Annotated in this window: 11 protein-coding genes and 1 pseudogene; 1 reads left to right on the plus strand and 11 read right to left on the minus strand. The window is 64.1% G+C overall.

Annotated features, from left to right (window positions below):
- Positions 1 to 50: 50 nt before the first annotated feature.
- The 11 genes and pseudogenes from LQG66_RS13020 to LQG66_RS13070 form a co-directional block, all read right to left on the minus strand.
- Positions 51 to 1,769, minus strand: a complete 1,719-nt coding sequence (locus LQG66_RS13020; RefSeq protein ID WP_231326616.1) for a chemotaxis protein — start codon at positions 1,767 to 1,769, stop codon at positions 51 to 53.
- Between the two features lie 29 nt (positions 1,770 to 1,798).
- Positions 1,799 to 2,890 (minus strand): protein-glutamate methylesterase/protein-glutamine glutaminase, encoded by a 1,092-nt coding sequence (locus LQG66_RS13025; protein WP_231326617.1) that lies wholly within the window; start codon positions 2,888 to 2,890, stop codon positions 1,799 to 1,801.
- 4 nt (positions 2,891 to 2,894) lie between these two features.
- Positions 2,895 to 3,749 carry a CheR family methyltransferase gene (locus tag LQG66_RS13030; RefSeq protein WP_231326618.1) on the minus strand — a complete coding sequence of 285 codons (855 nt, stop codon included), beginning with the start codon at positions 3,747 to 3,749 and terminating at the stop codon, positions 2,895 to 2,897.
- 14 nt (positions 3,750 to 3,763) lie between these two features.
- On the minus strand, positions 3,764 to 4,252 hold the full coding sequence (locus tag LQG66_RS13035) for a chemotaxis protein CheW (RefSeq protein ID WP_231326619.1): 489 nt from the start codon (positions 4,250 to 4,252) through the stop codon (positions 3,764 to 3,766).
- A 74-nt stretch (positions 4,253 to 4,326) separates the two neighbouring features.
- A complete protein-coding gene (locus tag LQG66_RS13040; RefSeq protein ID WP_231326620.1) occupies positions 4,327 to 6,519 on the minus strand; it encodes a HAMP domain-containing methyl-accepting chemotaxis protein in 2,193 nt (730 codons plus the stop codon).
- A 30-nt stretch (positions 6,520 to 6,549) separates the two neighbouring features.
- Entirely contained in the window at positions 6,550 to 7,020 is a 471-nt protein-coding gene (locus tag LQG66_RS13045) for a chemotaxis protein CheW (protein WP_231326621.1), read from the minus strand.
- On the minus strand, positions 7,017 to 9,074 hold the full coding sequence (locus tag LQG66_RS13050) for a chemotaxis protein CheA (protein WP_231326622.1): 2,058 nt from the start codon (positions 9,072 to 9,074) through the stop codon (positions 7,017 to 7,019). The genes LQG66_RS13045 and LQG66_RS13050 overlap by 4 nt, the downstream gene beginning before the upstream one ends.
- A complete protein-coding gene (locus LQG66_RS13055; protein ID WP_231326623.1) occupies positions 9,071 to 9,436 on the minus strand; it encodes a response regulator in 366 nt (121 codons plus the stop codon). The genes LQG66_RS13050 and LQG66_RS13055 overlap by 4 nt, the downstream gene beginning before the upstream one ends.
- Positions 9,436 to 9,771, minus strand: coding sequence for an STAS domain-containing protein (locus LQG66_RS13060; RefSeq protein ID WP_231326624.1), 336 nt, complete (start codon positions 9,769 to 9,771; stop codon positions 9,436 to 9,438). Before LQG66_RS13060 ends, LQG66_RS13055 begins: the two co-directional genes overlap by 1 nt.
- A gap of 364 nt (positions 9,772 to 10,135) precedes the next feature.
- Positions 10,136 to 10,355, minus strand: a pseudogene (locus LQG66_RS37400) (conjugal transfer protein TraD).
- 583 nt (positions 10,356 to 10,938) lie between these two features.
- Entirely contained in the window at positions 10,939 to 11,352 is a 414-nt protein-coding gene (locus LQG66_RS13070; protein ID WP_231326625.1) for a hypothetical protein, read from the minus strand.
- A gap of 109 nt (positions 11,353 to 11,461) precedes the next feature.
- On the opposite strand from LQG66_RS13070, the gene LQG66_RS13075 reads away from it, so the two are divergent.
- Positions 11,462 to 12,397 (plus strand): LysR family transcriptional regulator, encoded by a 936-nt coding sequence (locus LQG66_RS13075; protein WP_231326626.1) that lies wholly within the window; start codon positions 11,462 to 11,464, stop codon positions 12,395 to 12,397.
- The last annotated feature ends 169 nt before the right edge of the window (positions 12,398 to 12,566 follow it).

Genomic DNA, 12,566 nt, shown 5'->3' on the forward strand with positions numbered 1-12,566 from the left:
CCGGCATCCGATAGGCGCACGATCAGACCAGATGGGGTGAGCTGGTCTGCCTAGAAGAATAGCGCCTCATCGATTTCACCTTGTTGCGGCGCCGGCGCGCCCACCGAGGGTGCCGCGAGGCCCACGCGCTGTAGAAAGCCGAGATGGACGCCCCTCTCGCTCGCCATTGTGTACTGCGCATAGAGACCATCGAAGACGTTCCCAGCCTGCACCTGATCGTCGTACGCTAAGCCCGGCCGCGCGCCGGCAGGAGGAGTGAAACTCCTGGCGACCTCCGGAAGCCAGGCCGATTTTTTGCGCAGCGCGCCGAGCAGAGCCTTCGCCTCGGAGATCAAGCCATCAAATTCGCCGCCGCTCTGGATCAGTCGCGTCATAACCGCGCCGATCTGGTCGCTCTCGGACTCGATGCCGCGGATCGCACTCAGGATCCTCGGCTCGAGCTCCGTCACCAGCCCGGAAGCGCTGTCGCCATTGACCCGCGCAAGCTCACTGGCCGCACGCTCGACCGCGTCCAGGATCGGCTTCAGCATCGCCGCTCCGCCCGTAAGCTTGTCCGCGGTGGCACGGAGTTCATTCGCGATCACGACAAAGGCGCGGCCGCGAATGCCGACCTGACGAGCCTTCAGCCCGGCATTCATGCCGACCAGGATGATATCGGTCACGGCGTCGGACAGATTTTGGACGGCACTGCGGAAATTCCCAAGCATGTCGTCAACGACGCTCAGCGCATTGTCGACCGACCTGCGCGAGTCGTCGCACGCCTTGATCAGAGACGATGCCTCCGCCAGCGCCTGTTTCACGCCGGTGAGAAAGGAGCCGCTTGTGCCGTCATCCGTCCCGGCCAATGCGCGTCCATGGCCGACCACCTCGGTCGCACCGGACAGCAGATTGCTCAGCGACCGGTCGATGTCGCCGAGATCCGAATCGAGATCGGATGCAGCACTGGTCAGCTGTTCGGACTGCAGGCCGCGGATCAGGCCCGCGATCGTCGCGCCATCACCGGTCTCATGCGAACCGGCCGGGGCGAGACCATGATCGAGGCCATCTGCAATCCGCAATGCGCGACCGACATGTTCGAGACGTTGCCGGGTGCTGTCGCCCGCCTGCAGCGACACGATCGCAGAGCCGACCGCCTCGGTTATCTTCCTGGTGCCCGCGCCGGCCGATGCCGCAAGCCGCACGGCGTTGGTCCGCCGCGACTGCAGCGCCGCGTGCGCCGAAACCAGATCGGCACCGACCGATCGGAACCGATCCCGATAGCGTGTCTCGAAATCGCGCTGCCGGCGCAGCGCGGTCGCCACCGCTTCTGCCAACCGCGTCTGGTTCACCGAACAGGCTTCGATCGACCCCTCGACCGCCTTTGCCAACGCAACGGCCTCCTGGGTGAAATTCAGAAAGCCGTCCTGGCCGCTGCCCAGCGAAGCCGCCTCGATTCGCGCGTTTTGTGCGATCACGAGCACCATCTTGATGTGCTTGACGAGCAGCTTCAGGATTGACGCGGAGTCCTCCGCGCTCGCCCCGATGGTGCCAAGGAGATCGCCTTCCGAGCGCAGAACCTCGAGCAGCCGCGCCAGTCGTGCCGCGACGTCCCGCAGCACCGACGACGCGCCGGCGATACTGTCGCCGGACAATTCCTGCGACAGCGACGCCAGCCCGGCATTGAGTTCGTCGAACAGGACATGACCGCGCCCGAGACCACGTCCCATTTGCGCGAAGGTCGCCTCGATCTGCGCGGCAATCTCCTCGGTGCAGGCAAGTATACCATCCACGCGCGACGCGGCACCGCTCGCAGCCACGGTCAATCCGCCAAAGCCGATTGCCCGGCTTGATGCCAGAGCATGATTTCCTTGGCGATCCTGGAGAGCGGAACCACCTTCTCGACAGCCCCGCACGCGATCGCCTCTTTCGGCATCCCGAACACAACGCAGCTTTCCTCGTCCTGGGCCCGAGTCGCGGCGCCAAGCTTGCGCATTTCGAGCAGGCCACGCGCGCCGTCGTCGCCCATGCCGGTCATGATAATGCCCAGCGCATTGCCGCCGGCATATTGCGCCGCCGAGCGGAACAACACATCCGCCGAAGGCCGGTGACGCGAGACCGGGGGACCGTCCTTGATGGCAATATGATAGCGCAGGCCGTTTCGTTGCAGCAGCATGTGCCGGCTGCCGGGCGCGATATAAGCCGTCCCGGGCCGCACCGGCTCACCGTCTTCAGCCTCCTTGACATCGATGTCGCAAAGGCTGTTGAGCCGCCGCGCGAAGGCCGCCGTAAATCCCTGCGGCATATGCTGCACGATGAGAATTCCAGGGCAGGCGCGCGGCAACACTTCGAGAACGTCACGCAGCGATTCGGTGCCGCCGGTCGAAACACCGATGCAGACAATCCGTTCCGTCGTCGGCCGCATCCGGCTCTCGACCGGAGGCGGAATGATCGCATCGGCCGTGAGCTTTTTTTCTACGCTACGGCGCGGACCGCGCGCACGAACGCGGGCGCGGGCGGCAAGCTTGACCGCCTCACGCAGCTTGGCCGACGATTCCAGCAGCGCCTGCCGCGTATCCACCCGCGGCTTCGGCAGAATGTCGACGGCGCCCGCCTCGAAGGCCTCGAACATCATGTCCGAGCCCCGCTCCGTGAACGTCGAGCAGATGATGACCGGAATCGGCCGCTGCGCCATGATCTTGCGCAGGAACGTCATGCCGTCCATGCGCGGCATCTCGATGTCGAGAATGATGACGTCCGGCAGTTCCTCCTGCATCCGTCGTGCCGCGGCGAACGGGTCCTGCACTGCAGCCATCACCTCGATCTCCGGATCCTCCGTGAGAATGGAAGACAGAATCTGCCGAACCAGGGCGGAATCGTCGACGATCAGGGCACGCACCTTCGGCTTGCTCACGCGATCATCTCCGGGCGACGTTCTGGAAGATCGTGGGCTGGACCTGCTTCAATCCGACCGAGCCCTGGTGGACCATCGATTCGGAATGACCGACCAGGAAATAGCCGCCTGGCCGCAGATGCCTGCAAAGCCGGTCGACCACCTTGCGCTGGGTCACCTTGTCGAAATAGATCAGAACGTTGCGACAGAAAATGATATCGACATCCTGATCGACCGGATAGCTCGGGTCCATCAGGTTCATGCGCGTGAAATTCACGCGCCGCCGCAATTCTGGAACGACACGCAGATCGGCCCGCGTTCGATCTCGAGCAGACAGGAAATAGCGCTGCGCCATCTCGGCGGGAACCGGTGCGAGCATGTCGCGCGGGTAGATGCCGGCCTTGGCGACCCGCAGCACGCTGGTCGAGATGTCCGTTCCCAGGATGCGAAATTCAAAGCCGCGTCGTTTCATCTGGAGATCGTCGAGCACCATGGCCGTCGTATAGGCTTCCATGCCGGTCGAACAGGCTGCGCTCCAGATCTTGATCAACCGCGAGGTCCGGCCGCGCAGTGCCAGCAACTCGTTGACGGCGACGTGACGGACGAATTCGAAATGTGAGGGCTCGCGAAAGAAGTCGGTCTTGTTGGTCGTGACGCAGTCGATCAGGTCGACGAGTTCGGACTCGAGCTGGCCGTCCTCGAACAGCCGCTCGACATATTCATTGACGCTGGATTGCTTGAGGGCACGAACGCGCTTCTGCAGCCGCCCCTCGATCATCACGCGCTTGGCCGGCGGCAGCTTGATGCCGATCTGGCTCTCGATCAACGTTGCGACAGACTTGAAATGGCGGTCCGTCAGATGCAGTGCGGAATCGTTCATGACCGCCCCCTCGATCAAGCAGCAACGGGCTTGGCCAGCGCAGCCTCCGCGGTCTGCATCAGGTCCGTAGACAGCATCAAGCGCCGCAGATCGAAAATGATGACGAACTTGTCGCCCTTGCGCCCGACGCCCGCGAGATAATCCGACTTCCAGCGTCCCCCGACCGATGGCGGCGGCTCGATCCGACTCTCGTCGATATCGGTAACCTCGAACACACAATCGGCGATGAAGCCAACGCCCACCAGACGGTCTTCCATCGGCACGTCGAGGATGATGATGCGCGTCGCCTCGGTCGCCGGGACCCGCGGCAGATCGAGCTTGGTACGGAGATCGACGATCGGGTAGCCGCTGCCGCGCACGTCGATCATGCCGACCAGAAAGTCCGGCGCATGAGGCAGTCGGGAAATCGGCCTGATATCGAGGATTTCCCTGACATTGCGGATGCTGATGCCAAAAGTCTCGTCGGCAAGACCGAGTGTCAGGTATTGCGCCAGTTCGGCCATGTTAAGCTCCGCGCGAGAAGGCTGGTGAAAGCGGGCATTCCGGCGTCGCTGCCTGTGCGACGCCGGCCACCTGGTCAGCGTTGAAAGTCGGCGTCATGCTCGTCGCTGGCGGACATCTCGAAGGCGAAGCCGCCCCCGCCGCTCGCCACCTTCAGCGGACGACCGGCTCTTGCCGGGCCTGCGGGTTTCTTCGGCGCGCGGCCGGCGGCGGACATGCCGGCCGCCGTGCTGCGCAGTTGGCTGACCGCGCGGTCGATATGGGCCGCCCGCGGGACGTCGCGCGTCGCCTCCTGATCGATCTTGAAATAGGCGATCGTCGCCTGCAGCTGCTCGGCCTGCGACGCCAGCTCCTCGGAGGTCGAGGACACCTGTTCGGACGCGCTGGCGTTCTGCTGGCCGACCTTGTCGAGCTGCTGGATCGCCTGATTGACCTGCGACGACCCGACATCCTGCTCGCGGCAGGCCGAGGTGATCTCCTCGACCAGCTCCGCCGTCTTCTTGATGTCCGGCACCAGCTTCGACAGCATGGTGCCCGCCTCCTGCGCCACCTTGACGGTGTCGACCGACAGCGCGCCGATCTCGGCGGCGGCGGCCTGGCTGCGTTCGGCGAGCTTGCGCACCTCGGATGCAACCACCGCAAAACCACGGCCGTGCTCGCCGGCGCGCGCGGCTTCCACGGCCGCGTTGAGCGCCAGCAGGTCGGTCTGCCGCGCAATCTCCTGCACGATGGTGATCTTGGCCGCGATGGTCTGCATCGCCTCGACCGCGCGGCCGACCGCGATCCCGCTGGCCTCGGCATCCTTGGCCGACTGCGCGGCGATCTTCTCGGTCTGGCCGGCGTTCTCCGCGTTCTGCTTGATGTTGGCCGCCATCTCCTCCATCGACGAGGACGCCTCCTCCGCCGAGGACGCCTGCTCGGTGGCGCCCTGCGACAGCTGCTCGGCGCTGGCCGACAGCTCCTGGCTGCCAGCGGACACGTTGCGCGCCGCCATCAAGGCCTCCGAGACGATCGCTCGCAATCGTTCGACCATGCGCTCCAGTGCAATGCCGAGCGTGTCCAGGTCCGACCGCCGCTTGGCGTCGCTTGTCAGGTCGCCGCTCGCGATCTTGTCGGCCACCTCCGCCGTTGCCTTGAGATTGATGGTCATTGCGTTCAGCGATTTGACCAGGTCGCCGATCTCGTCATCGCTCGAGAGCTTGATCGTTTGGCTGAGATCGCCGAGCGCCACCGCGTCGGCGAGACCGACCGCCCTGGCCAGGCCGCGACTGATGTTGAGCGCGATCCAGGTCGCCGATGCCACCGCGATCAGCAGTGACGCAATGACGGTGACGATCAGCAAGGTCTTGGCGAAGGCCGCCTCCCGCGAGCCTTCGCTTGCGACGTCTTCCATCTGCTTCTCGTTGCGGTTGATATAGGCCTCAATCGCTTCCAGGCTCTCGTTGAACGCCTTGCGACCGTCGCCGTTGGAAATCGCCGCGGCCCTGACGTTGCCGGCCTCCAGAATCAGCGGCACTTCTCGATCGAGGAGCTTGCCGAGCCGCTCATAGGCAGCGAGCGCCGGCCGCAGCGCCGCGGATTGATTGGCCAGCTGCGAAAGCGATAACTTCAGGCTGCCGGCCCGCACCGCGATATCCTTTGAGACCGTCTCGGCATCCGCGACCGTCGCAGCTCCATAGCCTGCGACGACCGCCTGCGACAGCCGCGAGAGGTCGAGCCGCGCGGCCTGCAGCGCCGCCTGTATCTGCTCCTGGTCGCCCGACATCCCCTTGCCGAACTCCAACGCCGCGGCTTCGAGCGCCACATCAAGCTCCTTGGCCGCGACCTGCCCGTCGCCTTTCCAGAGCTCGGCGGCCTTACTGTTCGAATTGAGCAAGGCGAGCCTGCCGGCCTGCTCCTGCAACTCGTTCACGCGCTTGAGTTTCGCGGTGAACTGATCGAGCAACTGCCGCCCGGCCTCGCTGGCGACGCCGTAAAGCTCGTCGCGCAGCTTCACGGTACGGTCGCGACGTGACTGCATCAGGTTCTGGTTATCCTGCAGGTCCTTCTCGGAGCGAGCTTGAAGCAGTCGCAATTCGCTCCGAACCTGACCCTGGACGCTGTCCATCAGATCGCCGGCCTTCTTCAGCCGCCCGGCCTGCGCAACGATCCGCTCCTGCGATTCACTGAGCGACGACAACCTGACATAGGCGATAGCACCGGTGATCATCGACAGGACGATCACCGCGCCGAACGCGCCCGCGAGCTTCGCCTTGACGGTAAATCTCATGCTACAGCCCCTTCCCCATTCATTCGACACTTAGTTCAGGATGCGTTCCATGTTGGGAACGATGACAAATTCGTCGCGCCATTTGGCGATGAAGCTGATGAACTCGGGCTTCCAGTGCATGCCGACACGGGGCGTCTGCTGCACGTCGGCCGGCAGGATTTCGGTCACCTCATAGACCTTGTCCGCGAGAACACCGACCAGGACCGGATCGCCGTCGATCTCGATTTCGATGACGACGATGCGGGTATCGGCAGTACCTTCGTTTGCCGGCATGCCGAAGCGGATGCGCAAATCAGCCAACGGGATGACATTGCCGCGAACGTTGATCACCCTGGAGAGAAACGCCCGCGCTCCGGCGACCACGGCGGTCGGAATCGGATCGATGATTTCCCTGACCATCCCCGCATCGAGAGCGAACAATTCCGGCCCAAGTCCGACCATCACGACCTGCCGCAACGCGGCGTCGCCGGGCGCAGACATATCCAGATCGAGATTCGTCATGCCGCCTCGCCCATGTGCTGTTTGTCGGCCTGCGACTGCGCCAACGCGACCAGTTGGACGACATCGATGATCAACGCCGCGGCGCCGTCGCCGAGGATGGTCGCGCCGGAAAACATCGTGACGTCCGCATGCAGCTTCGACAGCGATTTGATGACGGTCTGGTGGTTTCCAAGAATTTGGTCGGCGACCAGACCGACGCGGCTGTCGCCGGTCGAGATGATGATGACCTTCTGGTGACGGTCTGCCGTGCCCGGCGTCGCGAACAGCTCGCGCAGTCTCAGGAACGGGACGAGGTCGCCGCGCACATTGAGGAAATTTCGACCGCGCGAGCGCTCGTCGGCGGCCGTCAGTTCGACGCATTCCTCGACGGCCGACAACGGAACGATGTAGCGCCCTTGCCCGACGCGGATCAGCAGACCTTCGATGATCGCCAGCGTCAACGGCAACCGTAACGTGACGGTGGTGCCGTGGCCCGGCCGGGTCGACAGATCGATCGACCCGCGCATCGCCTCGATGGTGCGCTTCACGACGTCCATGCCGACGCCGCGGCCGGACAGCGCCGACACCGTCTGCGCGGTTGAGAAACCCGGATGAAACAGGAACTGATGAATTTCGGCATCGGACGGCGTCGTCCCCGGCGCGATCAGCCCTTGCTCCTCGGCCTTGGCGCAGATCCGCGCGGTGTCGAGACCGCCGCCATTGTCGCTCAACCGCACCAGCACCTCGGCGCCGGAATGAGCCGCAACAAGCTCGATACGGCCGCTCTCGACCTTGCCGGCGGCGATGCGCCGGGAGGTGTCCTCGATCCCGTGATCGACGGCATTGCGGATGAGATGGACGAGCGGATCGGCCAGGCACTCGATCATGGTCTTGTCGAGTTCGGTGTCCTCGCCCGCCGTCACAAATTCGACCGGCTTGCCGAGGTCGCGGGAGAGATCATGGACGAGGCGCCGGAAGCGCCCGAACAGCGAACCGATCGGCACCATGCGTGCGCCCATCGTGGTATCGCGCAAGCTGGCGGCCAGCCGTTCGATTTCCTCCGCAATCATCTTGATCGACAGATCGTCGCCGGCGGCCGCCAGCTGGCTGAGGCGCGCCTGGGCAATCACCAGCTCGCCGACCCGGTCCATCAGTTCGTCGAGACGTTCCGCTTGCACCCGAACCGTCGCGATGCCGCGCTCGTCGGCGCGCTTCGGCTCGTTCCGCTTGGGACCTTCGGATTTGAGCTCTTGGGATTTGGGCGCGTCGCGCCCCGCCTCGGCAACCCGCGTTGCCTGGACAGGCGCCGGCGCGGCTTGCGGTGTCATGAGCGCAGTTTCGACCCGATCCGGGATCTCAGCGACCTCGCCGCCGTCGATGATCGGCTGAAGCGTCAGCTTCATTTCATCCAGCACGAACATGAAGATGTCGTCGATCGCGCTCCGGTCGCAAACGCTGTTGAGCGTGACGTCCCATTTCAGGTAGCAGAATTCGGGATCAAGTTCTTCGAGCACCGGCACGTCGTCGGTGAGTGCCACGATGAAGCAGGAGCCGAGCTTGCTGAGGTCGTCGAACAGGTCGAGGGGATTGGAGCCGTTGCGCAGGACCTGGCTTTCGAATTCCAGATGCATGCGCCAGCCGGTGCGCCGGCCCGGCTCCTTCAGTGCCGGTTCAGCCGCGACTCCGGCGACCGGCGCTCGGCCGGGTTCGACGAACCGGCTGAGGTCATCGAGGATCGCATCGCCTATGATTGAGTCCGTGGTGTTGGGAGCCTCGATCAACGCCCGGATATAGTCCTTGGCGGCAAGCGCAACCGAGATCATGTCCTCGCTCGGCTTGATCTCGCCCTTGCGTACCAGATCGAAAGCGGTTTCGAACTGGTGCGTGAACGCGGCCACCGCGTCGAAGCCGAACATCGCGCCGGATCCCTTGATGGTATGCAGCGCGCGAAAGGCGGTGTCGATCAAGTCTCGGTCGTCGGGCCGAACAGTGAGATCCAGCAGCGCCGCTTCGAGAGCTTCGAACAGCTCGCTTGCCTCCTGGCGGAAGACTTCCGCGGGATCGAGCAACGTCATGACCGGACCAGCTTGCCGACGACTGCGAGCAACTGCTCGGGCCTAAAGGGCTTTGTAATCCATCCGGTGGCGCCGGCGGCCTTCGCCTGCTGCTTCATGGCGTCGGCCGATTCTGTGGTCAGGAACACGATCGGCATGCCCGACAGCGATGACTGCGCCCGCAGCGCCTTGATCAGTTCGATACCGTTCATGACAGGCATGTTGAGATCGGTGATCACGAGATCAGGCCGCGAGGCGCGCGCCTTTTCCAATCCCTGGCTGCCATCACCGGCCTCGATCACGTCGTGACCCGCGGGGCCGAGAACGACCTTGACCATCTGGCGGATACTTGGGGAGTCGTCGACTGTCAGGATCGTACCCATTATCGTTCGTCCGTATCGCAAGGCAAAGCGTGAGCGGCCATCACGTCGGCGGTCACGCCGGCGCGCATGAAGGTGGAGCTAAGAGTCTTGGAGATCGCGGTCATCACGATCGGCCGCCCCTGCAGGTTTGCGCTCTTGGCGGTTGCGAGCAACAGCTGGACAGAGGTCACGTCCGCTCGCTCGACGTCGGAGCAATCGATTTCGAGCCTGTCGTCCCGTCGCGTCTCGCGCCCAAGGGCTTCACGCACCAGGTCACAGACGCTGCGGATCGCCGCGATACTGCAGTCAGGCGGCAGGCGCAGATACTGGTCGGCCCCATCGGCGCTATTTGTCACTCGACACCCGTTCGGATCTACGCGTATAAGCTCGGCGCGAAATTCAGCATCATGATACCAATCGTGCCATATGGCGGTTACCAAACTTCTAATTATACGCTAGTTACAAGGATTTACACGCTGGTATATTTCATCGGCTTCGACGCACGCTCGACGCGATCCGGCCGGAGCGCAGTGCGAAATCGGCCGCGATGCCTGGCGCCGCGTCACGTTCCGAAAATCGGAAGCCAGAAAGCGACACACTGCAGCGGGCCAGTCACTGCATCAAATCGCCCCGCGCAAATGTTCAATCGGGCAAATGGAGCCGAGACGATGACGGTTGATCCGCGCATCAGCGCGAGGTCAGCTCGAGAGCTGTTGCGGGTCATTCGATAGACCGCGATGCATCGTGCGGTCGCCCCCTCGGAGCGGCGCAAGTGATACTTCTATCGAGCGCCGATGGGTCAGCCATCCGGAGCAACGCGCCGAAGATCGTGGCGCGATCGTCGCCGGTCAGGTCCACGATACCGGCTTTGATGACGAGGCCGCCCGGTTCGACGAGGTGCCGCGTGCGCTTGCGCGCGCTCGACCTGCCACGTGCGCATGTCATGTCGCGCCTTTGCGGCTCGATGCCGGTTGCGCGCCGCGTGATTCAGAAAACTACCAACAACCGCACAACCGTCAGGATCAACAGCAGACGGGGCTTCAATCGCCCCCATCGCTTTCATGTAATCGAGAGCCTTTCTGGCGGCTTGGCTATCTATAACGCGCCAATCGGTCTCGATCTCAGCGGCAATTTCTCGAAGGGTTCTTTGAGCGTTCATGACTCACCCGCTCACGTAGGATCGCAGAATCTTCGCCAAAGCGTTCATCGGGCTGGCTTGGAATTTTCAGGAACAGTATTGACGCAACTGAACATTCCAAAGAATCCGCATTTGTGTTCGCTCCCGGCGATGATCTCGCCGGGGCGACCGGCTCTCAGCGCACTCGCGCATGTTGTCTTTGCATCATCCGTCAATTGAATCCGATCGTCTTGGCATGAAAGAAATCGACCTCTCGCGCTCATGTGCTCAAGCGAATAAGCATTGGCGTAATGATGCTGGATCGCTTGGCCGCGCGTCCAATCAAAGTCACTTGCAGCGCCGTTCCATGCTCCGGGAACAATGGCGGCGTACAGAAGAAATGCGTTCACATCGCCTTGGCGAGCGCGAACAACCGGAAATCCTCGAGCGCCGCGTGCCGATGCGGGGCGGCTTCGCGCCGGTAGGTCTCGGTGTCGACGATCGAGCGGAAGGCGGCGAAATCGCCGTATTCATTGATCGCCGCTTCGTCCCAGCGTTCGCGTTGCGGGCCGACGAGGCTCGCCAGGACCGACCCGGAAAACATCCGCACGAGCGGCTTACCGGCCGCGAGACGCCGGAATGCCGGTCTATAGCGTTCGTGAAAGGCTTCGCGGCCCGAACAGGGCGCGGCGTCGAAGCCGTCCTCGTAATGCGCATACGCGCGGTAGCGCAGCAGATTGAGCATGTAGACCGGCTGGCCGGGCGGAATCGCGCGCTCGGCGGCGTCGAGGGCTTGCAGGGTGATTTCGATGGGGTTCATGGGACTTCCCGCGGTTTCTAGCGGCGCAGATTGCGCGCTGACGGTCCCCCATTTGGCCCCTCGAGAACGGCTCTTGTAGCGACCGCATCGCCATGACTATGTTGACTGAATGTCCACAACGGCCCTGCCTCCCGACCTCTCGCGTCTCCTCGCCTTCGTCCGCGTCGTTGAGGCGGGCTCCTTCGCCGAAGCCGCGCGGCGAGCGGGGACGACCACCTCGGCGATGTCCAAGGCGGTCGCCCGCCTCGAACAGGCTCGCGGCATCAGGCTTTTGCATCGCTCCACCCATTCGCTGGCACTGACCGAAGAGGGCGACCGGCTGATGGCGGCGGGACGCGCGCTGGCCGAAAGTCTCGCCCGTGTCCAATCCGCGCTCGGCGAAGCCGCGCGTGACGATGGCGGACGGGTGCGCGTGACCGCGCCCGCCTCGTTCGCGCGCGCCTGCATCCTGCCGCGACTGCCCGCGTTCCTGCGGGAGCGGCCGGAAATCGAGATCGAGATCAAATTCCGCAACGAGATTCTGGATCTCGCGGCAGAAGGCGTCGACGTCGCGATCCGCTCAGGACCCCTCGACCGCGTGCCCGGCCATCAGGCGCGGCGGCTTTGCACGTTCTCCTGGATCGCTTGCGCCTCGCCCGCCTATCTGAACGCGCGCGGCGCGCCGGCAACTCCATACGAGCTTTCCGCGCATGACCACGTCGGCTTCCGCAATCCCGCGAGCGGCCAGATCCTGACCTGGCGCTTCGCCGACCCGCGCGGCAAAGGACCCGTTCGCGTCGCGCCCAAGCCCAAGCACATTTGCGACGACGCGCACGCTTCGCTCGCTTTGATTGCGAATGGGTTTGGCGTCGGCTGGGGGCCGGCGTGGCTCGTCCATGAAGATCTGCGCACCGGCCGGCTCGTGGAAGTGCTTGCGCCCTGGCGCGCGCCGGCGGAGCCCCTATGGATGCTGCGCACCTCCAACCGCCGCCCGCCCCTGCGCACGCAGCGCGTCATGTCGTTCCTCGCCACGCTTCCCGCCGCGTTCAGCGACAAGGCGGGATGAAGCGTCGGCCGTCAGCCGGGCTCCGCGGTCGGCGTGTAGGACGCGAGCCGCTTGGGAGGGGAAATCGGGGACAGACCACGATTTTCCGACTTGCCGGCCAAAGATGGGAGGACCGGACTTGGAGCATGATGATCAGGAATCATGCTGGTGCGGAAAGCCGGGTTGCCGA

It is taken from the genome of Bradyrhizobium ontarionense (genome assembly GCF_021088345.1).
Taxonomy (GTDB): domain Bacteria; phylum Pseudomonadota; class Alphaproteobacteria; order Rhizobiales; family Xanthobacteraceae; genus Bradyrhizobium; species Bradyrhizobium ontarionense.